General features: G+C 42.4%; 20 protein-coding genes. 9 read left to right on the forward strand and 11 right to left on the reverse strand.

Annotated elements, in window-relative coordinates:
• The first annotated feature begins 16 nt into the window (after window positions 1–16).
• Window positions 17–2,086 carry a DNA helicase IV gene (gene helD / locus KP803_RS11425; RefSeq protein WP_248008960.1) on the forward strand — a complete coding sequence of 690 codons (2,070 nt, stop codon included), beginning with the start codon at window positions 17–19 and terminating at the stop codon, window positions 2,084–2,086.
• A gap of 144 nt (window positions 2,087–2,230) precedes the next feature.
• On the opposite strand, the gene KP803_RS11430 is transcribed toward helD, so the two are convergent.
• Window positions 2,231–2,686 (reverse strand): methylglyoxal synthase, encoded by a 456-nt coding sequence (locus tag KP803_RS11430; protein WP_248008961.1) that lies wholly within the window; start codon window positions 2,684–2,686, stop codon window positions 2,231–2,233.
• A 13-nt stretch (window positions 2,687–2,699) separates the two neighbouring features.
• Window positions 2,700–3,776 (reverse strand): TMAO reductase system periplasmic protein TorT, encoded by a 1,077-nt coding sequence (torT, locus tag KP803_RS11435; protein ID WP_427916948.1) that lies wholly within the window; start codon window positions 3,774–3,776, stop codon window positions 2,700–2,702.
• A 109-nt stretch (window positions 3,777–3,885) separates the two neighbouring features.
• On the opposite strand from torT, the gene torS reads away from it, so the two are divergent.
• Window positions 3,886–6,861: a TMAO reductase system sensor histidine kinase/response regulator TorS gene (gene torS, locus KP803_RS11440; protein ID WP_248008963.1), complete on the forward strand. Its 2,976-nt coding sequence runs from the start codon at window positions 3,886–3,888 to the stop codon at window positions 6,859–6,861.
• Between the two features lie 98 nt (window positions 6,862–6,959).
• Here torS and KP803_RS11445 read toward each other — a convergent pair whose 3' ends face one another.
• Entirely contained in the window at window positions 6,960–8,264 is a 1,305-nt protein-coding gene (locus KP803_RS11445; RefSeq protein ID WP_248008964.1) for an inosine/guanosine kinase, read from the reverse strand.
• Window positions 8,265–8,457: 193 nt separating this feature from the next.
• Window positions 8,458–8,940: a CreA family protein gene (locus KP803_RS11450; protein WP_248008965.1), complete on the reverse strand. Its 483-nt coding sequence runs from the start codon at window positions 8,938–8,940 to the stop codon at window positions 8,458–8,460.
• 228 nt (window positions 8,941–9,168) lie between these two features.
• Here KP803_RS11450 and KP803_RS11455 point away from each other — a divergent pair, with 228 nt between their 5' ends.
• From KP803_RS11455 to KP803_RS11470, 4 genes are all read left to right on the forward strand, one after another.
• Complete coding sequence (locus KP803_RS11455; protein ID WP_248008966.1) at window positions 9,169–9,705, forward strand: flavodoxin; 537 nt, start codon at window positions 9,169–9,171, stop codon at window positions 9,703–9,705.
• A 138-nt stretch (window positions 9,706–9,843) separates the two neighbouring features.
• A complete protein-coding gene (locus KP803_RS11460; RefSeq protein WP_248008967.1) occupies window positions 9,844–10,509 on the forward strand; it encodes an HAD-IA family hydrolase in 666 nt (221 codons plus the stop codon).
• Between the two features lie 344 nt (window positions 10,510–10,853).
• Window positions 10,854–11,168: a divalent-cation tolerance protein CutA gene (cutA, locus tag KP803_RS11465; RefSeq protein WP_248008968.1), complete on the forward strand. Its 315-nt coding sequence runs from the start codon at window positions 10,854–10,856 to the stop codon at window positions 11,166–11,168.
• A gap of 171 nt (window positions 11,169–11,339) precedes the next feature.
• Complete coding sequence (locus KP803_RS11470) at window positions 11,340–11,957, forward strand: DNA-J related domain-containing protein (protein WP_248008969.1); 618 nt, start codon at window positions 11,340–11,342, stop codon at window positions 11,955–11,957.
• A gap of 128 nt (window positions 11,958–12,085) precedes the next feature.
• Here the strand turns inward: KP803_RS11470 and KP803_RS11475 are convergent, their stop codons facing one another.
• From KP803_RS11475 to tesA, 4 genes are all read right to left on the reverse strand, one after another.
• Complete coding sequence (locus KP803_RS11475; RefSeq protein WP_248008970.1) at window positions 12,086–13,741, reverse strand: ABC-ATPase domain-containing protein; 1,656 nt, start codon at window positions 13,739–13,741, stop codon at window positions 12,086–12,088.
• A gap of 81 nt (window positions 13,742–13,822) precedes the next feature.
• Window positions 13,823–15,736 (reverse strand): bifunctional diguanylate cyclase/phosphodiesterase, encoded by a 1,914-nt coding sequence (locus KP803_RS11480; RefSeq protein WP_248008971.1) that lies wholly within the window; start codon window positions 15,734–15,736, stop codon window positions 13,823–13,825.
• 188 nt (window positions 15,737–15,924) lie between these two features.
• Entirely contained in the window at window positions 15,925–17,124 is a 1,200-nt protein-coding gene (fabV, locus tag KP803_RS11485) for an enoyl-ACP reductase FabV (protein WP_248008972.1), read from the reverse strand.
• Between the two features lie 141 nt (window positions 17,125–17,265).
• On the reverse strand, window positions 17,266–17,865 hold the full coding sequence (gene tesA / locus KP803_RS11490; protein ID WP_248008973.1) for a multifunctional acyl-CoA thioesterase I/protease I/lysophospholipase L1: 600 nt from the start codon (window positions 17,863–17,865) through the stop codon (window positions 17,266–17,268).
• Here tesA and KP803_RS11495 point away from each other — a divergent pair.
• The 3 genes from KP803_RS11495 to KP803_RS11505 all read left to right on the forward strand — a co-directional run bounded on the left by KP803_RS11495 (window position 17,864) and on the right by KP803_RS11505 (window position 22,745).
• Complete coding sequence (locus KP803_RS11495; protein WP_248008974.1) at window positions 17,864–18,556, forward strand: ABC transporter ATP-binding protein; 693 nt, start codon at window positions 17,864–17,866, stop codon at window positions 18,554–18,556. The two genes, tesA and KP803_RS11495, sit on opposite strands and share 2 nt — an antisense overlap.
• Window positions 18,553–21,006: an ABC transporter permease gene (locus KP803_RS11500; protein WP_248008975.1), complete on the forward strand. Its 2,454-nt coding sequence runs from the start codon at window positions 18,553–18,555 to the stop codon at window positions 21,004–21,006. Before KP803_RS11495 ends, KP803_RS11500 begins: the two co-directional genes overlap by 4 nt.
• A 293-nt stretch (window positions 21,007–21,299) precedes the next feature.
• Complete coding sequence (locus KP803_RS11505; protein WP_248008976.1) at window positions 21,300–22,745, forward strand: FAD-dependent oxidoreductase; 1,446 nt, start codon at window positions 21,300–21,302, stop codon at window positions 22,743–22,745.
• Window positions 22,746–22,763: 18 nt separating this feature from the next.
• Here the strand turns inward: KP803_RS11505 and KP803_RS11510 are convergent, their stop codons facing one another.
• The 3 genes from KP803_RS11510 to KP803_RS11520 are packed head-to-tail and all read right to left on the reverse strand — an operon-like array spanning window position 22,764 to window position 25,182.
• Window positions 22,764–23,702, reverse strand: coding sequence for a 5-oxoprolinase subunit C family protein (locus tag KP803_RS11510; protein WP_248008977.1), 939 nt, complete (start codon window positions 23,700–23,702; stop codon window positions 22,764–22,766).
• Window positions 23,702–24,397, reverse strand: a complete 696-nt coding sequence (locus tag KP803_RS11515; protein ID WP_248008978.1) for a 5-oxoprolinase subunit B family protein — start codon at window positions 24,395–24,397, stop codon at window positions 23,702–23,704. The genes KP803_RS11510 and KP803_RS11515 overlap by 1 nt, the downstream gene beginning before the upstream one ends.
• 32 nt (window positions 24,398–24,429) lie before the next feature.
• Window positions 24,430–25,182: a 5-oxoprolinase subunit PxpA gene (locus KP803_RS11520; RefSeq protein WP_248008979.1), complete on the reverse strand. Its 753-nt coding sequence runs from the start codon at window positions 25,180–25,182 to the stop codon at window positions 24,430–24,432.
• Window positions 25,183–25,439 lie beyond the last annotated feature (257 nt).

A 25,439-nucleotide genomic window follows, 5' to 3' on the forward strand; every position in this document is an offset into this window, starting at 1 on the left:
TTGTGGACCTATTTCAATGCAGTTAACCGCCAACAAAACCGCCCAATATTTTGTTCAGACCGAGTATCACCATGTTGAGCTTCAATCCGCTCTGTTAATTCTCTCCTCTCAGTCAAGTGAGGAACACATTCCATTTCATGTTTGGAATGGGGCGTTGACACTAAAGCGTGGCCTATTTTGGGGCAGTATTCAATTTTTCGCTCATGAAGAAAATGGTGAGCAACGCTCTTGGTTAGTTCAAGGGTTACCTTGGGGGCAGTGTCGTGAGTTTGTTCGACGTGTGGTAGCAAGTTATCAACGCTGGCATAAAACCCAATGTGACCAGCTGAATCGTTGTTTGCCACAGTGGGAAGAACAGCTCACACTCCTTACTAAACGACCTGCATACTTACCACACTCACAAGTGTCAGCTTGGTCCAAGCAGGTATTAGATGATCTCACCGAAATCGAAATGACGCTGGAAGAAGCTGCACAGAGAATGCCAATTCGAGTGAAAGCGATTGAACCTTGGCTGACGGATTCCGAAACCTCGCTATTGGGGCGTAACGAGTTTTGGATCGAGACGGAACGACTCAATTGGGAAGTGCTATTCAGTCAGTTGGAATCATCACCTCTTAATCTTTCACAACAAAAAGCGGTGTTGTTGAACAATGATCATAACCTAATCTTAGCGGGCGCGGGCTCAGGTAAAACGAGTGTGTTAACCGCTCGTGTCGCGTACTTGCTTCAAAGTCATGCAGCTCAAGCTGATGAGCTATTATTGTTGGCATTTGGTCGAGATGCCGCCAACGAGATGAGCCAAAGATTATCGGAAAAAGTTGGCCTGGACGCTGATAAGGTGAAGGTGAATACGTTTCATCAACTTGGGCTGCACATTATCAATACTGTTGAAAGCCAGCGTGTTGAACTTTCTCCTGTTGCGGTTGATGACAATCTTCGTCAGGCATGGTGTATCGATTGGTTGAAAAAGCACTGGATGACGCCAACCAATTTTAAGCGTTGGCAGAAACACCTTTCAAAGTGGCCTATTGCTTACCTTGCGGGTGACGATGAACTTGGAAGTCATGTCGAAAACCCTAAGTTGATTGCATGGCTTGAGAAGCAATTGACACAGCTTTCAGCCACAGGGGCGACAAAAAAACAGATTCAAGAGAGACTGCTATCGAGTGACGACTATACTCGCTTAAATAGCGAATTGGGACTCGTATGGCCTTGCTATCAAGCGTGGCAACAGATGTTAAAAGAGCAAAGCCAGATTGATTTTAACATGATGATTCGCCGGGCCACTCAATACGTGACTAAGAATAAATTTAAAGGTAGTTGGCGCTATATCATGATCGATGAATACCAAGATATCTCGCCAGATCGTTTAGCCCTTATTGAAGCGTTATGTAATCAAAACCATCATGATGATTCGTGTGTCCTCTTTGCCGTGGGTGATGACTGGCAGTCCATTTACCAATTCGCTGGGTCAGATGTGGACTTAACGACAGGTTTTGAGGCTCGATTCCCTCATTCTACGGTGCATTATTTAGATACGACGTACCGTTTCAATAGCCAAATCGGCGCGGTTGCGAACGCTTTTATTCAACAAAATCCTGCTCAGTTATCTAAGGAACTAAAAAGCCATAAAGAGGTGAAGCAGAAGTCAGTTTACTTAACGCCAATGAACCGCGTAGAGAAAGTACTGGATCAGCTAAATAATCAAGCTAAGGGTTCAAGATCGGTGTTGTTACTAGGCCGCAATCACTACCACAAACCAGAGCTGTTTAATGATTGGAAAAAACAGTTCGGTGCGTTAGAGATTGAATTCATGACCTGCCATGCCAGTAAGGGTAAAGAAGCGGACTTTGTCTTGATATTGAATGTTGATGAAGGGCAGTTTCCAGCTAAAGTAAAAGCTTTGCATTTGAATAGCGCACTTACTCAATCAAAGGATAACTTTACCGACGCTGAAGAACGACGTTTATTCTATGTGGCAATGACTAGAGCGAAGGAAAAGGTGTGGATTTGCCATTCTGGAAATGGCTCTCGCTTTGTTCAAGAGTTGGCGGATTCGGATTATCCGATTGTGAAGCAAAAATAGTCGGCACCCTGAAATGAGTGCGCTCGCTGAAGCTAGTGTTTAGTTAAGCGTTGAAGTAGAAAAAAAACAACGGCTTTCTATCATAAATAAAATACGCCCTAATACCATTGTGTATTAGGGCGTATTTTATGGTGTTCAATTGAGTTACGTTCGGTTAGCTAAATAAGCGGCGTAGTCCGGAATCTCAATGTCCACTTCTCTATCTAGTAGAGGAGACTCAATCATAAAGTTTGCCGTTGCTCTATTGGTAGCAACAGGAATATTCCACACACTAGCAATACGTAATAAAGCTTTCACATCTGGGTCGTGCGGTACAGCATTTAACGGGTCCCAAAAGAAGATCATCATATCGATCTTACCTTCAGAGATAAGCGCGCCAAGCTGCTGATCGCCACCCATTGGGCCACTGATTAAACTTTTAATGGCAAGCCCCGTTTCTTTGCTTAGCATGTGGCCAGTTGTGCCAGTCGCATAAAGAAAGTGACCTTGCAATTTTTCTTTGTTCTCCTGAACCCAACGCAATAACTCAGGTTTATAATGATCGTGTGCAACCAGTGCGATGTTCTTGTGCGCTGGCATGGTGCGAGTCGTCTTTTCCATGTAGGAATCCTTATTAGTTGTTATCCCTATCATTATTAATATTTTCCAATGAATCAATAGTGCCGACTGAAAAAGTAGGTCTGTAACCAGAAGGAGAGAGAGAAGCACTAATATCACTCTTCTCTTTAGCCATATTGGTACTGTCTAAGGAAAACGTTTGAATCTTTGGGGACAGAACGAGCTCGTAGTGTCTGTTTACTAGAAAACTGTATGCCTGACGAATGGATAACTGCCCTTGTTTGACCATTTGATCTGTTGGAGCAAACTCGACTCGGCCGCGGACGATGCCACGGTAGACACCATGACTTAAGTACATTGAGACAAGTTTAATCTCTTCCTGCTTTTGTGATGTTCTAATCTCTGTTATAGCGGCCTCAGTAGCCACGGCACTTCCCACGATATAATCAATGTCATTTTCAGTAATGAGTTGTTGAACTAGGTTGCGTTGAAGTTCTTTATCGTTATCTGCCCATAATGTCTCAATGACTCGAATCTGTGTATTTTTTATGGCATCGTAAAAACCGTTTACAGAGGGCTTTGTTCCGCCGCTAGATTCCGGCCCAGGAAGAAGCGCAATATCGACAGGCTCAGTCTTGTTTGAGTACTTATGTGCTAAGTATTGTCCGGTATAATACCCCATCCAATACCAATCAACGCCAACTTCACCTTTTAGGTACTGTTGATTCTTCTTGTTTAACGATAAATGGTTAACCGTCGAGAAAATAGGCGTATTACTAGTATATTCATTGAGGTCATCATGATACAAATTAGGCGCTACCGTCCCTAGAATGATGGCATTAGCCCCCCAGTCTACACACGCCTTTAACTGTTGTTTTTGTTTTTCATGGTTGGGGTAGCCGCCCGATTCAAACACTTTCAAGTTAACCCCCAATTGTTGGGCTTCTATGACCATGCCATAGTTTACTGAAAGCCAGTAGGAGTCTTTTAGATGAGGGTATACAGCACAGATACTTAATGGACGTTCAATCTCCTGAGCAGATACATAGAATGAAGCCCCAAAACAGAGAGATAAAGCCCAGAATAGTAAACGGATTCGTTGATATCTGATAATGTCACCATAGCCGTACATAAGAGTGTGTAGAAAGGATGAAGTAAGCACATCGTTATTCATTGGCATCTTAATCCTAAACACTGCAAAATATAGTCGATTAATCAAAACTTAAGAAGTGAAGTCTATCATGTTGTTGGCCAAAGCGAGTATTGGACGCAAGTTACTTATTGCCTTTTCATCGATGGCTTTGATTGTATTGTTGTCAGCCTTGGTTGGTGTTTTTGGCTTTTCGTTTGTCGCACAAACGGAACGTAACGTAGTCAACCGTAGTATTCCCTCAATGATTGAGGCACGGAAAGTCTCTGAACTCAGTGCACGAATCATCACCTCGGTTCAGATGCTCGCAGGCGCAAAGACAAAGCAAGAACATACTGATGCAGGTGTGGTTCTTTTTAGCCAATTAGAAACATTACTTTTTCACATCACTCAGCTTGGTGCTGATACGTTTGATTCCAATTTACTTAATACTCTTGAGCAAGATGTTCAGCTTATTATCGACACCTTAGCCAAGTTAGGCATCGTTGTTGAACAGAAATTACAGTATTCATCTGAAATAAATCAGCAAGTCAGTGCAATGAGAAAGCTTGCAACAGAACTTGAGCAGCTGGCACGTACACAAGTGCTGAATACCAGTACCATTGCCGTTGCCAATGTTACTCATATTTATGAGTTGCTTGATAAAAAACAGACCAACAGTGTTTATCAAGCGTTGGATGATCTTGTCGAAGTTGATCTTGACCTCTCAGAGCGCTTACACGAATTTCATCTACTCGCTTATAAGGTTCTTAACCAAATTGAAGAGATTCCAACCGTCACCGATATTGAACGGATATCGCAAATAGGTCGCGAATTTAATCACAACGTATCTATCATGCTTAGGCGCTCGACGATGGTAGAAGATCCGACACGTTCTCAGCAGATGGTTGTGTTACTGCAAGGGCTAGAGGATAGAGGCAGTATTTTTGAACTGTTACATCTAAGGCATCAAAGTAACTTATCCTTGCAGCAATTGATGCAAGAGAACATGCTGCAAATGGCTGCGATTAACAATACGGTCAATCAGTTGGTGGATGAGTCTAATGCCTCGACTCAAAGAGCGGTTGAAAATGTGAAGTCAACGCTTAATACCGCTCAGTGGACATTGACGGTCCTGACCATTATTGGCTTTATTATTGTGGTATTAATTGTTTGGCGTGTTGTCTATATTCAAGTCGTTAAGCGTTTAGATGAGTATTCATCGGCATTACTCTCTATTGCTAAAGGAGAGCTAAACGTTGATGTGTCAGTCAAAGGCAGCGATGAGTTGGCCGATATGGGGCGAGCGATTATTACAGCTCGAGATACCGCACAGACCCTGCAAGAGCATAAAGAGCATTTAGAAGAACTCATCACAGAGCGAACTTCACAACTACAAGAAGCGAATGATAAGTTGAACATTGAAGTCGTTAATCATGATAGAGCGAGAGAATCGGCAGAGCTTGCAAACCGAGCAAAATCGGCCTTTTTGGCAACAATGAGTCATGAGATAAGAACGCCAATGAACGGGGTTCTCGGGACGGTGCAATTGCTACTTGATACAAAGCTTGATTCGAATCAAAGCCAGTATGTCGATGTGATAAATCGAAGTGGTAAGACCCTTCTGGCCATTCTTAACGATATTTTAGACTACTCGAAAATCGAAGCGGGGTATCTAGAAATACGCCCAGTGAACTTCAATTTACACAACCTTGTGTCTGATGCTCATCAACTCTTTGCGGCACGCGCCGGTGAAAAAGAATTAGAATTTAACCACTGTATTGAAAGTGATGTCTCGCCATTTTGGTATGGCGATAGTACTCGTATTAGTCAGGTACTCAGTAACCTAATAGGCAACGCAATCAAGTTTACTCACTCGGGGTATATCGATGTGTATGTACATATCGAAGAGGAGGTTAATCGAAACAGTGAACTCGTCTTTGAAGTGTCAGACTCAGGCATTGGAATTTCACATGACGATCAGCAAAGGCTGTTTGATGCATTTACTCAAGCTTCCAAAGTAAATTCGTCTCATGGTGGTACAGGCCTTGGATTGGCGATCAGTCAGCGCTTGATAGAAGCGATGGGTGGGCGCTTACAGGTCGAGTCAGAGTTTGGTAAAGGTAGTGTTTTTCAATTTACGATTCCTTTGGAAAAAATAGAAGAGAGTGATTGGGTATCGACCACTGAGCTAAAGGTGAACCCTAAACCCTTTCAGGTTCAACTTGGTGATAATCATCGTCTAAGCGTGCTCTTAGTAGAAGATAACCCTGTAAACTGCATGGTTGCGGAGGGCTTTCTTCATAGCCTAGGGCATGAAGTCGTCGTTGCTAACAGTGGAGAGCAAGCTCGACAATACTTCCTAGGCAATTTGATGAGCGAAAATGTTCATGCTGACAAAGGCGATACTGATGTAAATTCATCTCATGATTTTGATCTACTGTTGCTCGATATCAACCTACCTGACTGCTCTGGTCTCGATTTATTAGCCGAGTTTAAGGCCCACAATAATAGTATTCCGATAATTGCCGTCTCTGCGCATGTATTTAGTGAAGAGGTGGAGAAGTATCTCTCTGCTGGTTTTGATGGTTATCTACCAAAACCACTGGATAGGTCAGCCTTAGGCGAAATGTTAAGCTCTCTCACTCCGGAAGATAAACAATTACACGCGACTAATAAAATGGCGAAAGCAGCGTGCCGAGCGAAAAAAGAGAAAATTGAAACGGATGACCTCATAGAAGAACAAATGATTAACCCCAATGTACTTATTGAGGACATCAACATTCTTGGCATTGATACGGTTGTTAAGATTGCTCGCCTTTTTGATAAAGGATGCAATGAAGCCACGACGAACTTACATCAAGCAGAGCTTAAAGGTGATCCTGATTTGGTCAAAATGACCGTTCACAAGTTGAAAGGTTCTGCTTCAAGCCTTGGTTTAGGGGCGTTGTATCAAACTTGCTTGGCGATTGAAAAAAGCCCGAATCCGTTGCATGAGTACCAAAGTAAGCTGCAGCAACTTAATTTACAGATCGAACAGTCAAAGATAGCGGTGGCAGAGTTAATTGATTCGAGAAGCGAGCGTTGACACTTTAGGGGAGTTTGATTTAAGCATGGTAATGAGACTTATCGTTGCCCAATCAGGCTAAGCACTTCACTTAGCCTGATTGAATCTAGCTCTTGCGATTAACGATCCCAGTATGTCTCTTCTAGGCTATCTTCACGCTCAGGTAGCGCTCTTGATAGGCGAGGAGAGTGTTGGGTTAACACTTCGTAGCTCACACGGTTCGCGTACTTACACACTTGCGATAACGAAGAGTAAGTCAGGTATGGATGGTCGTGCTTTGCAGAGTTAGGAACATTTGATTCATGGTAGCTATTTGCGGCCATATCGTGCAGCACTGCTGATAAAGCGCCATCGCCCGCGCCATTCGTGTTCTTAATTTCTAATGGGCCACCTAGGTAAGGGCCAATATGAGAGTATATTTTAACCGGAGTCTGGCAGTCAGACTTACGCATTGAGCGGCTAAACTCATATTGATTAAACTCTGGAATATTGCCTGGCAGCAGAGGTAGCTCGGTTAATCGTTTCGCTGAGTCATCAACATAGCCCGCCATGTAAAGTCCGATAGGACCTGCCGTACATAACACAAGATCAACCCACTCTAGCGCTTTATCTGCAGCAAGCAATGGATCTTTTTCACCGGTAAGTGCTTCACCTTCTTCTTCATTCATCGCAATGATAGTGACGTTTTCTTTAATGTAATCTTGCCACCACTTTTCAGCCCCTTCGATGACATACTTAGTACCCAAAGTCAGTACTACTGGGATGTTTTTCTGCTTAGCAATTTCAACCGAGCGAGCGACAGCTTGAGGCATTGGGTCTTCGGGTTTACCTCTCATGAGATACGAAGAGACAACCAGAGCGGAGGCTTTATCAAATACATGCTCAGGGACACTGTCTGGACGTAGCTTATTCATGTGACCTTCGTTAATCGCAAAGGTACGCTCGCCATCTTCAGTAATGAGCGTGTAACACCGACCAATTGGGCCATCAACCATCTGTAAATTGTTGAGGTTCATGCGCGAGGATGTGCGGCAAAGGTAGCGATACGCATAAGAACCAACTTCAATGTTTTTGGACATAACACCGAGTAGAACAGATTTACTGTCAGCTAAAACGGAGTAATTATGCAACGTATTACCAATGGTATCGCCCGGGTACTGATGAGTAATCAGTTCTTTTTCTACGAGCTCTTGGTATAAAGCGTCCGCTTTACTCTCTTCTAATACTAATGAATGACCTTTACTCAAGTCATATCTTGCAAGAAACTCGCTATCAACTCTCGCTTCAATATCGACGATCGTTTGACCAACACCGACGATAATAGGACGGTGCAATTTCGGTGTTTGCTGAATTTGGTTAACTAACGGATCGCGAGCGTGAGTAGGGAAGTAATGCTTAGACTTTCTTTGGCCAGGAAATTTCATAAGAGAAGAGTTGTTGAGGATTTTGTTGAAGTATATCACATGATAATTGGTTTATTACATTCATTTGCATTAGATACGACTGGTAAAACGTTTGGCTAGTTAAGAATTTTTGCCATTTCTGTTTTAGTAGGCAGTTATTGTGCGTACAGCAGTCTAACGGTTAGTAAGACTGCTGTGACGTAGTGAGTACTTTTTATTGAGATACTGATGAAATCTCGGCGCTTTCGGTATACGCTTTGGTTCCCCATAGCGGCACTGTAGAAAGGCTGTGCTTGAAGCTTCCATCAGTCTCTTTAGTTGTATACGACAAGTAGAGTAGTGTCTGATTTTCAGCGTCATAGATACGTCTAACCTTCATTGTTTTAAAGAAGATGCTTTTAGACTTTTTAAAAACGATTTCACCAGACTTACTTTTGTCGATTGTTGCGATCATTTCAGGAGTAATATCTCCCGTTTGACGACATGAAATAGAGCTATCACTAGGGTCAGATAAGCTTAAGTTTGCTTCAATAGAGGCAATATGACACGTTACCCCTGCAATTTTTTCATCGTCGAGATTGGACACTTTGATGTCTTTTAGTGTGAATATACCTAAGCTGACATCGCCCACTTCGCTACTGTCACACGCGGTCATTGAAAGTGCTAGTGCGGCGATGAGTGCAATTTTCTTAATCATTATTTATTTGCTCATGTAATTTAGGCTAAGGATCAGTGTATAAAGGGAAGCTAACTAGGTAAACCTATTTATTTAACGTTATGCCCCATTCTGGACTATGCTGTGATTCTTCTGATAAATGAGATATTTATACAGAGTGTGGGGCCACCAAATTTATCAACAATAACGCTTGTGACTCTTACGTTGTGTCGTTATCCTCAATCTAACTCCTTAGTTTGGAAAATCAGCATGTCCCTCAGTTCTTTGCCTATCGCTAATGTCAAAAATCAATGGTTACTTCAGCATGTAGATGTTAAATACCCAACTAAAGAGAGCCTCGAAGGCAAAGCGTTATACGAACAGCGTATTAGCTCCGTAGAGTATGACAAGTGGGACTCTAGTGCTTCTTATGATAAGCCTCTCTTTGACGTAGAAAATGTATATCGAGTCGATTTTCACAGATTAACGGTTATGTTTTCTCTACTCCAATCATCCCAATGGAAAGGTGAAAAGCAGCAAGCTAATGTATTAGAGTTCTTTACCCAAATTATTCTGTCGCCCCCTTGCGAGTTATACATTGCTTTTCTAGATGGAGAGCCTTCTGCGGCTGCGATAGTGACAGAGTCGGACGATACATTGCTCATCTCAGATATTGTCGTTACTGATAAAAACAATACGATAGCTGAAGGCCAAGACGCGCTGAGAATGTCGTTTGTTACCCACCTTATTGGCCTCACAAATGAAAAAACTGAGTCAGATAGAGCGGTATACATTGAGTTAAAGTAAAGTAACGTGCCCCAATTTAGTGACTGAGCCGTATTTTTTCATTGTTAACCAACGTGATTATTACGTAGTGTTATATAGATCCAATTTTACGTTGCGACTTCTAATATGATGAGAACGTATGCAACGTGAGGATGGAAAATGGCTCGAGATATAAAGTGTGTTATTTTTGATTGTGATGGAACTCTTATTGATAGTGAACGCTTATGTTGTCAGGCGTTAGTGAATGTTTTTGCAAGGTTCAATATAGAGTTTCCGCTTCAAGATGCCCTTACTCATTTTGAAGGAGGAAAGTTAGCCGATATTCTATTGGCTGCTTGTGAGCATGTTGGCGTTCAAATCTCCTTGGATGTTTTAGAACCTCTGTACCGAACTGAGCTAAAAGTTCTGTTCGAGCGTGACCTCAAATCAATGAATGGCTCAGTTGAGTTACTTAATTACCTAGATAATCAAGGTATCGAATACTGCGTTGTCTCAAACGGCCCTTTGGACAAAATCAAATACTCCCTAGAACTGACCGAATTAGCTTCTTATTTTAATGGAAAAATGTTCTCTGCGTTTGATGCAAATAGCTGGAAGCCAGATCCTGATTTGATCTGTTACGCGGCAATGAATATGGGCTATTCACTCTCTGAGTGTATTTATGTAGATGATACGGTGAAAGGAATTGAGGCAGGACTTAGTGCGGGCGTTAAAACGTTTCTACTTAGTAGCTCTGGGTCTAACAAGCACCAAGTAGAAACATTTTCTAAACTCTCATCAATTCAAGAATGGCTTAATGAATCGAGTAGCTTGCAGAGTGTATAAGTTTGTTTTTTAGTGACGCGCAAGGGGACAAAATTGCTGGCTGTAGATGGGATACTTGAGTCAAATGCGAGCCGCATTGGGCACAAATAAGGGTTTCGTTATCCTCTGATAATAAGAAATCATCGCTGGCACATAACGGACAGCTCGTAGGGTTGTTTATTATATTATTTTTTTTTGTCATAAAGTGTTCTCGGCAGCTTTACAGCACCTTAAGCAAGATGCATAGAACTATCTTAGCCTAGATCTCAATTTGTTAAATCCCTTCGATAGTTTTCATGTGTACTTTGAGAAGCAATTCATAAATTTTAACATATGGTTGTTCCATTTATAAGGAAACGTTGCAAATGAAGAACTGCATGGTCTTGACCACGGTACCCAATGACAAGCAAGCAAAGCTGATTATTCAAAACCTTTTTGATTCTCGTCTAGCGGCATGTATTCAATCGATGCCGATCGAAAGCCATTACGTTTGGGAAGGGGAGTTATGTTGTAGCAAAGAAATTCTCCTTATTATTAAAACCAATCAATCGTGTTATCCCGACATTGAAGGGAAAATTACCGACCTTCATGAGTATGACGTTCCCCAGATTGTCCAAGTTCCTTTTAGTGATGGCTTAAGCCCTTATTTAGAGTGGATCAAAGCGAGTGTAGATGTCTAATCTCCTTGTACTCACACCCCAAAGGAGTATGGAAGATCTTTACGAAAAAATGGGGAAAAACGTCGATTTTTGCCGCAGGGCTCATATCGCGAAAAGTGAAGCATACAAATTATTCGACAAATTACCGTTCCTGCTTTTCAATTAAACTATGAGCCCAAAACGAACTAGACTATGACGGAACAACACGAGCTTACCGCTACTTTTCAAAGTTACATGGAAAACCCTTTGGTCTGGCCCATCTTAGATGTGTTGAGGAAAAAACCTTCTGGTTGGAAGGTACACACGCTCGCGTCACATATTACCGAGCTTGGGTTTGTTCCGTTACTTGATGCTCAACCAGAAAAAGACTTGTTCAAACGTAACTTTTTGATAATGAATGCACTGTATCAGTTGCAAGAGACGCTATACCCGGATAACTGGTTGCAAGTAAAGGCGATGGATATTGCTCTATTGTCGTCTTCTACAGCCCCTCAGTGCTTTATAGATGTTGAAGACCCGTTACGAGAATATTATACCCAGTGGGTAAACTATGAAGCGGAAGAGGGTGAGGTTAAACGGTTGTTGAATGAATTTTGGTCGAGGTACCGTGAATTTGTTGGTAGTACAAATGGGAAAGATATGGACAGGGCAAGAGCACTTTCTTTGTTTGAACTGAGCACAGATGCGAGTAATTCACAAATTCGCAAGACATGGCGAAAGCTCGCTTTGAAATGGCATCCTGATAGAGATAACGGTAACGCTGATAAATTCAGAGTCCTTTGCGAAGCGTGGAATATTCTACGGCATTAATCGTCGTAGTTTAGTTATTTAACGACAGTGAATGAGAAACAAAAAAAGATGGCTAACTAGCCATCTTTTTTCATTTCATTAGAGGTTTGAATCTCTTTCGCTTTGGTAAACCTAGTGACTGACTTTAACTAGCTACTGGCTTTAAATTGCGATTTGCGCATACGGTTTAGTGCTGACATAACATCAAGTACACGAGGCTTGGCAAGATCACCGTGATTTGGCATGTTAACGTGCCAATCGTCACCGAGCAGTTGATCAATTGTTTTCGCAGGGTTTTGGCACCATCCTGGTGTTTGAGCAAATTGGAACCATGTCCAACCAATTGCGTTGATCTCTGAGCTCGATTCAAGCTGCTCAAGGGCGGAAATGTCAGTGAACTCTTTACCAAATCGAAGCGCGTCTTTTCCTTTCGCCGAGACGCGAAATTTCCCTTCGGCTAGCTGAGTCTGCAAAGCGGCACAGTGAATGGCACGAGGCTTGAAAGTCTCAAACGGTGACTCACATTCGTTTGTTCTTTCTGTTGGGTGTTGAAGAATCACTTGCTTAGCTTTTTCTGTTACATCAACAGCTTGATAGTCATGCATCTGGATAACGGTATCCGCGACATCAAGATAATCACCTGAACCACCCATAACGACAATCGTTGAGACATCAAGGGAGTCTCTTAATTGCCCTATACGGTCAACGAGAGGAGTAATTGGCTCTTGACCTTTTGATACGAGCGCTTGCATACGTTCATCGCGAATCATAAAGTTAGTCGCCGAGGTATCTTCGTCTATTAATATAGCATGAGCACCCGCTTCAATGGACTCTTGTAACCAAGCTGCTTGAGATGTCGAACCAGAGGCATCTTGCGTTGTAAAGTCAGTGGTATCTTTACCCATAGGCAAGTGGTTAATATAGTTTGAAAGATTCAAATGATGCACACAGCGACCATCTTCAGCTCGAATTTTCATTGCTTTTGTATCGGTGACGACACCTTCACGTCCATCCCCAGGAATATGGTTGTAGATTGAACGCTCTATGGCGTTAAGCAGTGTAGATTTACCATGGAAACCACCACCGACAACCAACGTGATACCTTTAGGTATGCCCATACCCGTCACAACACCTTGATTTGGAGTGTCTAGCGATACGGTTAGTGATTCTGGAGCCTCAAAAGCCACGGCATCTTTCATTGGGAAATCACAGTTACCAGCAACACGAGGTAACACGCTGCCGTTAGCAACAAAGGCTGTTAAATTCTTTTCAGTAAGTTGAGCACGCATTGCAGCTTGATCTTCGATTACCTGACAATGGTGAATGAGTGCCTCTTTATCCATTTCACGTTCAATGGTTGATTTACGAATGAACTTAGGAAGATGGAAGGTTAAGATATTATTGGCTTTCTTTGCCAATATACTACGCCCGTCTGCCGGTAGATTAATTCGAAAACGAAGCTCAATGCCTTCTTCGGTAAAAAGAACAGAGGTACTGTCTAATACGGTTTGACCAGATAGGGCGATACTTACATTATTGTCTTGCTTTGCGTACTCAGCGAAGTTTCGAGCAATAAAATCACGCGCTGCAATTTGGTAATCAGCGGACTGATCTTTTAACCAGTCTAGGCCAGTTAGGGACCAAGCTCTGGTCGCTCTAAATCGTGAGGCAGAAGCATAAGGATCAGCTTGGATATGGTCAATATGTAATACAAAATCACCGAAATCATATTGCCCTTTGATTTGCTGGTAGGCACGGTAGTTTTGTTTTTCTAGTTTCTTAAGGACGGCAGTTAGTTGGTCCATATCCATTTTGCTCACGTAAAAATATTAAGGCGGCGATTATAGAAACCACCGCCAAGAGAGTAAAGACAATTCAACACATTATTAGGGTAGCGCTATCTGGTTATCGCTGGACTGATTTTGGTTGAACAAACCGAGCTCAAACTCATCACATGGCATAGGTCTGCCATATAAGTAGCCTTGCCCAAACTCGCATCCTTCACCTATGATAAAAGCCTCCTGGCTAAGCGTTTCAATCCCTTCGGTCGTAACCGTTAGGTTTAACTTTTTCGCGACACTGATAATAGAGCGCACGATCGCACGATCTTCTTCGCTACTGTCCAATTGCTGAATGAAGCTTTTGTCTATTTTGATGCAGTCAAATGGGTATTTTTTAAGATATTGGAATGACGCATAGCCTGTTCCAAAATCATCAAGTGACAATGTCACACCAAGGTTGTGTAATGCGGTTAATGTGTTCTTGGCCACGAGTTCATCACCAATGAGTCCACTTTCTGTTACTTCAAGTTCTAAGTAGTGTGCAGGGAGTTGATAGGCTTCCAACAAATCTTGTACCTGATTAGCAAAATTGATGTTCTTTAATTGAATTGCTGAGATGTTAATTGCCACTTTAAAGTCTGAGACTTTTTGTGCCCATTGAGCGGCTTTTTCGATTGCCGAACGTAAAACAAAGTTACCCACCTCAAAAATTAACCCGTTTTGTTCAGCTATATGGATCAGTCTTTCGTTTGATATGTCGCCTAAAATTGGGTGACGCCAGCGTAAAAGCGCTTCTGCTCCCGTCCACTTATGTGTCACAGGGGCCACCTTAGGCTGAAAATAGAGCAACAAATCATCGCTTCTCACTGCTTGAAGTAAATAGCTTTCTAACTGGTTCATGTGGCTATGGCTTTCAGAGAAGGTTTGAGAATAAAAACTAAATTTATGACCGGAGTCTTTGCAAGAAAGCATCGCTTCGGCGGCAAATTTTAGTAACTCTGCGCTTTCATTCGTGTCTTCAGATGTCGCAATACCAATATAAGCGTGTAGGTGAACATTTTCTTGCTCAATCACAAACTCGGAATGACTTACCTCAACAAGTGTATGACAAAGCGCCTCAACTTGTCCCATAAGTTGATTCGCTCTAACGAGCAATACTAAGTCTGTAGAAGTTGGCCTAGCGGTAATTATGTCTAGATTTTTTATGCTAGTGCTAAGTCTATGGCTATAGTGCGTTAAAATTCTGTCCCACTCATTGTAGCCGTATTTAGATTGTAACCGTCTACCGTTAGTAAACCCTATGTGCACCAACGCAATATGCTCTCGTTGTTCAATGGCGTGATTCAGATGATAGGCTAATTCTTTTTCTAGGGCGTTTCGGTTGAGAAACCCAGTGCCTATGTCGTGATGTTTTTGGTAATGAACCTGTTCTTCTGCTGCTCTTCGTTTATCGATTTCTTTGTTAAGAGAGAAGTTAAGGCTTGCTAGGTCTTTGGTTCTATTATTCACACGATTTTGTAATTCGTGATTTAGTACATAAAGCTTTTCATTTTGATAAAGAGTGGTTAATTGTGATTCTAATAAAATACGAAAACGGTCTAAAAGTTGACGGTAGGTTAAACTAAACTGATTCTCTTTTTCGTCGAGAATACAGATCGTGCCAAAGTGTTCGCCTGTTGGCCAGTTAAGCGGTAAGCCACAATACGAAACCATTCCAAGTTTAATGTCTGGGTTTTGAGACCAATTCGCATCCTTGGTGGCATTGGACACAAGTAATTCCATACCTTCATTGATTACTGTCTCACAGTAAAGGCCTTGTCCAAGGCGTTCTCTATCACCCACTTTGTATGGGTTAGGGAAGTTAGTATTCGAACAACAGACTTCAATGGTATTTTTATGTACCCGCATGATTAGTGCTGAAGGGACTGCCACTATCTCTGCTAGCAAGTTCAATGTACTTTGCCATCCGTCCAACATTTCTGGCGGGACGCTGAGTCTTTGAGCATCGATCTTGGACATATCTATTGCTCCTTGAGGTTTAAGTTCATGCAGTGCTTCCGTTGCTTCAACATCTGTAAGTTGTGTGCTCAATGTTTGTTAACTTCTTAATTATAAGAACGCTTTAGTAATGTAACAAAAAAAATCCCTACATTGAGTTAGGGATTTTACTCTTTAGTTGCAGTCTTGTTAGTGAGACTCTATATTTATTAGTTGTTTGAATTGATAAATACATCAGTATTAACTGGAAGCATGTAATCAATTGTCTCAAAGTTGAAACCATTTAGTTTAAGGAAATCAGACTTAAACCCATCGTAATCGCCAATCTGGGCAAAATTATTGCTATTCATATGAGTTAAAATCGTACTCACCTCTCGTTGAACTTCTGGTAGAAGTTCCCAATCATCCATTCTGATCAAACGTTCGCAATCTAAAGGTACCTGTTTTTGGCCAAACAAGCGGTCACGATAGAGACGTTGCATTTGTTCTATACAACCTTCATGTAATCCTTTTTCTTTCATTACTTTGTAGAGCGCAATCATGTAGGGCGTAAGGCCTGGAATAAAAACACTGGCTTTTGTTACTAGCGCCTTACAAACCGTCGCATAGGCACCGCCTCGGTAGTTGGCTAGTTTAAGGTTGAGTGAATGACTCGTCTGGTGCAGGTCGATTTTTGCACGGCCTAATGTTCCATCAAGATAAAGTGGGTGTGTCACTTCGGGTCCTACATAGGAGAAAGCGATGGTTTGACACCCTTGTGCGATTGACTCTGAATTAATTAGCGTATCTATCCAACTTTCCCAGTCTTCCCCCCCCATAACCTTAATTGTTGTCTGTGCTTCTTTTTCAGTAGCTGGCTCCAGAACCACATCTGACCATCGATCATCTTCAAGGCTAATTAGATTGCTCTTGATACGTTCACCAATGGGTTTAATGGTAGAACGCCAAAGTTCGCCTGTCTCTGGATTAGGTCTAGCGCCGGTTGCGAGGCTATAGATGATAAGGTCTACTTCACCCTCAAAATACGTTTCAATAGCCTCAATAACATGTAACCGTGTACTTTCTGCGAACGCGTCTCCGTCGATATTGATCGCAATATGTCCACTGGCTTCTGCGTGCTGTTTAAAATAGTGGTTGTTGAACCACCCAGCGGATGCCCCTCCTTTGGCACAAGGCCCTCGCTCTAGGGAGACACCGATCGTATCCGCTGAACAACCACCAAACGTCAGTGCTATTCTTGAAGCAAGGCCAAACCCCGACGAAGCACCTAGGATAAGAACTTTTTTAGGCCCGTCTTTAATGGGGTCTGATTGTTTCGCGATTTTAATTTGTTCAAGTACGGCTTGTTCGCAGCCTAGTGGGTGAGCGGATCTGGCGACCATGCCTTGGATAATCGGTTTTATGATCATTGTAGGACCTTATTGATAAACCGATGGTGAAAAAGAGCGAGCTTTCTAGGTTTGTTCATGCTCAATTCACCATCTATACGACAAACTATTTGTTAAAATAACGTAAAGTCGTGGCACTTGAATTGAGCTAGACCATTAAAACTATAAATGTTCGTACAAACTTGTCGCTACAAATTCAGCGATCCAGGGCTGAGCTTCAGGTTTTGGGTGTAAACCGTCATCCATCATCCACTCAGGTTTGATCACAACGTGTTCGAGGAAGAAAGGAATGATGGGAATGTTTTCTTGTTCCGCGATTTTTGGGTACATTTGATAGAAAGCATTGCTATACCGTTTACCATAATTGGGTGGAATACGAATTTGCATTAAAATAGGCGATGCATTTGACTGTTTAGTGATCGATATTAGGTCGGTTAACGTATTGGAGACGAGTTTAGGGGAAAAGCCTCTTAATCCGTCATTAGCACCGAGCTCAATGAGTACGTAATCTGGTTTATGTTGTTCGAGAAGTTGTGGTAAGCGAGATAGACCATTACCCGTTGTATCACCAGAAATACTACCGTTAACGACTTGAATAGTTTTATTATGTTTTTCTAACGCTTCGCTGAGCAATGAGGGCCAAGCCTTTTCTATCGGCATATTATACCCAGCGCTCAAACTATCGCCTAACACCAGTAACGTACTGCTGTTAGCGACTGCAGAGAATGAAAAAATAAAAATTAAGGAAAATAGCCGAATCATGCAACCATCCATTATCAGTGCAAAATGTGTATCAAAAGTTATTTCTAACAAACGAGAATCTCTTACCATCCTTAACGAAATTGATATCGATGTCAAAGAAGGTGAGACCATTGCCATTGTCGGTACGTCAGGCGCTGGGAAATCAACCTTGATGACGTTACTTGCTGGGTTAGATACGCCGACAAGTGGCAGCATTGAGCTTCTTGGAGAGCAAATTTCTTCAATGAGCGATGATGAAAGGGCGTCACTAAGAGCTAATAAAATTGGGTTTGTATTCCAAAGCTTTCTTTTGGTACCGACCTTATCTGCATTAGAAAACGTCACGTTACCCTGCTTGTTAAATGGCGATGAGGTGGATGAGTCGAGAGCAAAACAGTTGCTTGAACAGGTAGGGTTAACCAATCGACTTGAACATACGCCTTCACAGCTTTCTGGTGGTGAGCAGCAGCGTGTTGCGTTAGCTCGTGCATTTATGATCAAGCCGAAAATACTTTTCGCGGATGAGCCAACGGGTAACTTAGACCAAAATACCGCTTCAACAGTCGTCGAGCTGCTGTTTGATCTGAACAAGCGACATGGTACGACGTTAGTGTTGGTGACTCACGATTTATCCTTGGCGAAACAATGTGACCGCACCATCTACTTACAGTCCGGTCAAGTTGAAGCAGAAGAAGTCGGTGAGCGTGAATGAAGACTTCAACCATAACTAAGCCAAATAAATCTAAAAATGCATGGTTGTTCGGTTGGAGCGTAAAAGAGATTCGCCATGGTCAATTATGGCCGATTACGTTATCACTATCACTCATCATAGCCTGTGTTTTTGCTCTTTCTGCACTGGCAGAGCGAATTGAACAAGTGGTTGTCAAACAGGGTAAAGATGCATTGACGGCTGACCTCGTTTTTCAATCGTCTAACCCGTTACCATTGTCGTTAGAAGAAATTATAGAAACGGAACCTGTTACAACAGGACGGGTCACAAGTTTCGCTACGATGGCTTTCAGCGACAGCGAAATGCAGCTGGTGTCCGTTAAAGCAGTGGAAAGTCGTTACCCACTGCGTGGACAGATGCGTTTAGCCACGCTTGCGGGTGAGGTAAACCGTGTTAGTAAAAATCAACTTTGGTTAGATTCACGGTTACTAACTCAGTTAGATACTGAGATTGGCGAAACGCTTGCGATCGGTGATGCTGAGTTTGTCATAACAGGTACTATTGCTGAAGAACCTGGGCTTTCGTTCAATCCGTTTCAGCAAATGCCTACCGTGTTAATCCATTATTCGGATATTGAACAAACCGGAGCGATTCAAATCGGTAGCCGAGTACGTTATCAGCTCTTCATTAATGGAGATCCAACATCATTAGATAACCTCAAGCAACACGTAGAGTTAACAGCAAGTGAACGTTGGAAAGATACGGATACCGCAAGTCGAACCAGCGATGTGTTTAACAATACAACTCAATACCTATCATTAAGCGTTGCAATTGTTATTTTGATGGCCTCTGCGACCTTGATATTGACCTGCCAAAGTTATGTGGCATCTAGGCGTACGACGGTTGCAATGCTTAAGAGCCTTGGCGCTACGAAGCAGTGGTTGAAACGGTGGGTAATTATGCAAATGGGAATTCTCTTAACGGTATCTACTGTCGCTGGGTATAGTTCTGGATTGCTCCTTGAGTATCTATTGAGACTACCTCTTAGTGGTGTATTGCCAGAGGAGCTCCCTTCGTTCGGTTTTTTACCTTACTTATTGTCGTTATTGACTTGTGTCCTAATAGCGATTCCGGCGCTAGGTATTCCTTTGCTTAATTTATTGAACATCGGAGCGGCGCAAGCAATGCAGCCTGCCTCAACACTCTCTATTAGCCGTCGATATTTGGGTTTGATAGCGGTGCCTATTGTGCCTTTGATTACCTATTATGCAACCAACCAGTTAGTTTGGATGTTACTCGGTGGTTTAGTAGGTTTGATTGCTTTACTCGCGGCGATGAGCCTAGTTGTGACGAAAGTCTTTGAAAAAATGCCACTAAGTCCACCTTATAAATTAGCACTCAATCGCATTCATCGAACGCCAGTGATGACGGGATTACAGTACAGTGCGTTAGGGCTCTCACTCATGCTTATTGCAACACTATGGCTAGTGCGAACCGATTTATTACAGGATTGGCAGAAAACGTTGCCAAGCAATTCTGCGAATGCGTTCTCGTTAAACATATCAGAGCAAGAAAAAGACCGATATTTGGCGGAACTTGATACTAATGGTATTGAGCGTTCACCGGCATTTCCAATCATTCGCGGACGTTTGACTGACATTAACGGAATGGATGCTAAGGAATACAGCGGTAGTGAAGATAAAAGCGATGCACTAAGGCGAGAACTGAATTTTACCTGGGCTAACACATTACCCGATTATAACCCAGTACTCGAGGGCGAGTGGGGCAAAGAAAAAGGGGTATCTGTAGAATCTCAAGTTGCCCAGGATTTAGGAATCAAGATAGGAGATACGCTTGCGTTTACGATAAGTGCACAAAGAATTGAGGCGAAGGTTAACTCGATTAGGGAAGTCGAGTGGCGAGAAATGAAACCGAATTTTTACTTTATTTTTACGCCTGACTTAATGGAAGGTCATATGGCGAGTTATCTTGTCAGTTTTCGAGTTGAAGCAGAAAATGAAGTGTTGCTATCTCAATTGTCACGCCAATTCCCAACGGTCAGTTTAATGGATATTCGCGAGATGGGGAGCAAAATTGAATCCTTACTTCGACAGTTTGTCTGGGCGGTTACGTTACTCGCCAGTCTTGGAGGCGTGGCTGGATTACTTCTTATTTTTACATTATTGCAGTTAAGTATCACACAGCGCCAAGATGAACTTCGGCTATATCGAACGTTGGGGGCAACGAATAAGTTCATCAAAAGCACAATATGGGCAGAGTATGGGCTAATGGCATTAGTAGCAGGACTAGTTGCATGCTTGGGCGCTGAGCTGGTTGTAGGTGGTATTATGAAGTTTGGTTTTGAGTTACCTACCACGTGGCATGTATGGCTGTGGCTTGCGTTACCGTTGGTTGCTTTTTGCACACTTTTGGCCGTTGTGGGTAGTTTAGTTAAAACTCTGTTAACCCCCGTGAATAAAGCGATTGCTTAAAGTTAAAGAACTCATTTTATGCAGTTATCCACAAAAACGGTGGATAAATCCTTGGATAACTTACCCTGTAGATAACTGCAATCTTGGCTCAGCCCTTTAAGGGCTTTATCTGCGTGATTTAAATTATTCACACAGTCGTAAAAATCTGAATTTAGAATTATAGCGTCAAGCTTTTTTTAGACTTTTTTAACATTTACATTTGCAAGAAAGAGTCACTGCTAGTTGCAAATATCGGTTGAATAAGCGCTCTAAGGTTCTAAAATACGCAAAGAATTAATTTACTGATGTTTTTTATGGAAAAAGAAGTAAAGAGCTTAAAACAAGTGAAAGCCGCGATTATTGGCGGGGGGGTTTCTGGCTCAACTGCAGCGGTTCATTTAAGCGAGTTAGGTATTTCTGTAGCACTTCTTGAAAAAGGCGACAGCTTAGTTAACGGCCCCCCTATTTGCCACTTGCACGCGGGTGGTAATTTGTATCGTGAAATCTCATCCAAACAGTGCTTGGAGCTTTTAGAGCAATCGATAACAACCGTTCGACTTTTTCCTCATACGGTAAATCGTCGACCTACCGTAATTGCGACTCCAATGGCTGATAGTGGAGACCCCGAACAAGTACTTAATCGACTAGACGATATAAAACATTGCTATGAGGCGTTAATCGCTCAAGATGGTCGAAATGAAGTGTTAGGAAAGCCGTGCAATTATTTCAAGTCTTACACGAAATCAGACTTACTTCACCTACAGAGTAGGGCTCAACCCTCTAGTCCTGAATCATTTGATGATTGGATCATTCCTTTTGCTCAACATGCAAATCTTGATTCATTGAAATATCCAGTCATTGCCGTACAAGAATATGGATGGAGCGTGTTTCGTTTAGCCGCGAGTGCAGCACTTATCCTTGATAAAGTCGCTACTTGTGAGGTGATGACAAATTCAGCCTTAATTAGAGCACAATATGATGAGTTAGGTTGGCTTTTGACGTATCAAGATAGCCATGGTGAACCGCAGCAGATTCGAGCCGAGTATCTGATCAATGCATGTGGTTATCAGACGGGTTCAGTGGATGACGAAGCAGACTACTCTAGAGACCGTATGGTCGAATTTAAGGCGGCTTACCTAACAAAGTGGGATTCATGTAATCAAGAGTGGCCTGAGGTAATCTTTCATGGGCCGAGAGGCACGCCACAAGGTATGGCGCAGTTAACACCTTATGCTAACGGTGTATTTCAACTGCATGGTATGACAGAAGATATTACTCTATTTAAAGATGGCTTAGTGTCCTCTACGCGCAGTTCTGCGCAACCAGTATTACCGTCTCGACTACTAGGTAAGATAAGCAGTGGTTGGCCTGATGAGGTTATGTCTGAACGAACGTCGAAAGCGATTCATCACATGGGGCAGTTTATTCCCTCTTTTGATAACGCAAAGATGGTTGCAAAACCTCTGTTCGGAGCGCAGCAAATCCCAGGTAATGATGCAACTTTACGGTCAACTGATGTGAGTTTTGAGTCTCAAAATTATGCTCGGATTGAAGTTGTAAAAGGATCTTCAGCATTAGAAGCGGCAAAAAAATTGGTGAGTCATTGGCAATTGTCGTTGCCTAATAATGACAGCATAGAGGAGCAACACCCTGTATCGCTTTCATTGGATTACCAACAAGTTGAAGAGAAAGCCAGACAATTGGCCGACGAACGTGCTTACCCACAAGAGCTTGCTTTAAGAACCGGGAGCGTTCAGTAAATTCATGCGAGCATAGCGTTAGTAACCGAAAAAACGAGCCCATTGACACCATACGTCTTGTAATCCCGCTAAGTCCCCTTTAATAAACTGAACGGCTTGACCCGGCCTAGCTTGAGCTAGGCGGGGGAGGTCTATTCGAGCGACACAGCCAAGTTTTGGATATCCACCTATCGTTTGTCTATCATTGAGTAAAATAATAGGTTCACCGCTAGGGGGAACTTGAATAGATCCTAGAGCAATGCCTTCACTTAGGATATCGCCTTTTGGTGGCGGGATTTTTCCACCAGTAAGTCGATAACCCATACGGTCAATGTATTGGCTAACAGAAAATGGCTGTTGATAAAAACGCGTAATTGATTCTGATGAGAAATTGGCAAATTGATAGCTTTCAATCACTCTAAGCTTAAGTGGTAAATTGTAATTCGGTGTAAATCTGAAAGTGAGCGACAATGGCTTCAATTGCTGGTGGTGTGGTGAAAATGAGAGGATTTCGCCCCCTTTTAGTGGCAAACCATTCTGTGTGAGACCTCCTAGCTTATCTCTTGTTACACTGGAGCAACTACCTAGTTGTGGAGAAACGTTAAAACCACCCACGACAGCCAAATAGGATCTCAGACCATTCTTTGCTAAACCAAACTTCAGGGTTTGCCCCTGATAAGCATTGAAAGTACTCCAGTTGTTAATCGGAACGCCATTTAACGTTACACCTAAATCTCCACCTGTAATGGCAAGCGTGCAAGGTTGTAGTACCTCATATTCTGCTTGGCCTAACGTTATCTCAATCGTGGCACAATTGACGGGATTACCTAGTAGGTAGTTAGCCCAGCTATACGCATAGTCATCAACTGGACCACCTTGCGTCACGCCTAGGTGACTATAACCAAAGCGGCCATAATCTTGTATAAGACTCAATTGACCAGGCTTAACAACTTTTAGGCCTTTTTTATCAATATCCATTAAACGTCCTTACCGGGTATTACTCCCCCAAGAGAGAGAAAGGCTTCTTTTGACACCGATTTAAACCTAACTATCGAACCGATTGAAAAGGGCGTCATAGGCTGCTCAAGAGGGTTGTATAGAGGAATTGGACAATTTCCAATGATATTCCATCCACCTGGTGATTGATTAGGGTAAACTGCGGTTTGATTGTTGGCAATTGCAATACTCCCTTTAGCAACGGACACACGAGGAGTATCAAGACGGGGCTTTTGAAGTGTTGAGTGGACACTCGTCAAAAATGCAAAACCGGGTGCAAATCCAATGGCAGATACTGTATAGGTTTGTTGGGTATGGAGTTCGATGATCTGTTTCAAACTTAACCCATCATTGAAGTAACGGTAAAGATCGGGCCCTGTTGATTCGTCATAAAATGCAGGAAGGACAATCGACTCTTTTTCGGGAAAAGGGCTTGCTTCAAGCCTTTTAAGGGTTTGTTCGATCGACTGAATTAAGTTTGCAAGTGACACTCTATGGGGAAGGTAGTCGACCAAAATAGTCCGGTAAGACGGTGTGATATTCATAATCCAATCAGAGTGGGACTCTAGGATAGCGGTGGCGCACGCGCCGATCTGTAATGAGAGTGATTTTGATGACTCACAATCAAAACTGACTAATACAGAGCACTCTGCAACGGGGTCAATGGAACAATTCAAAACTAACTCCGACTTATAAAAGGCTAGGTGTTTCAACGATTTGATTTGCCCTTGAGAAAAGTGGAAATCTCTTGGATCAGTTGAATTGAATCATCGTTGTCGCCATGAACACAAATGGTATCGGCTTCAATAGGAATAATGAAACCGTCTAGTGTGGTGACTCTTTGGTAGTCGACGATTTGTTTTAATTGGCTAAGTATGTCATCTCGATGCGTTAACACTGAGCCCTCTATTGTCCTTGGTGCAAGTAACCCGTTAGCGAGATAAGCCCTATCTATAAAGGCTTCAAAAAGTAGCGGTACATCGAAGCGATCGGCGATTTCTAGTTTTTCATCATCTTGTTGGGAAGCGAGAGTCATCAGAGGAACACGAAAGCAAGAGACCGCATCAATTACTGCTTCGAAAATACGATGGTCAGTTTGCATGTCATTATATAAAGCACCGTGAGGTTTGACGTACTTAAGTTCACTATTTTTACTCTCACAAAGTGCCTTGATAGCGCCAATTTGGTAAATAAGTAAATTCGATAGCTGCTGTGGTTCAAAGACCATTGAACGCCTACCGAAACCTGCAATATCGGGGTAACTAGGGTGCGCCCCAATTTTTACGTGATGTTTCAAGGCTAAATCAATGGTTTGACTCATAATCTCAGGATCGGATGCATGAAAACCACAGGCGATATTAGCCATATTGATATACGGCATTACCTTTTCATCTGAACCCATTTTCCAGGCGCCGTAGCTCTCACCCATGTCACAATTCAAGGTAATTGTTGTTTGTCCCATATTTTACCTAGCCCATAGAGTCATCCTTTGACTCCATCTCATAGTGAATGGATTTAATCATAAGTAAATATAAGTCAAATAACGGTGATGAGCCTTTTATTTTATGAAAAGAACAAAAGTTAAGAAGGTCACTAAAATTGCTTGTGAGGTCTATACTTCGTTGTATATGCGAGAAAAAAATCGTATATACTGAGGGAAAATTACATTGAATGACGTAAAGTATTCAAACATTTACAACTCTCATAAGTAAAGAACTT

The organism is Vibrio amylolyticus, from assembly GCF_023145695.1.
GTDB classification, from domain to species: Bacteria; Pseudomonadota; Gammaproteobacteria; order Enterobacterales; family Vibrionaceae; genus Vibrio; species Vibrio amylolyticus.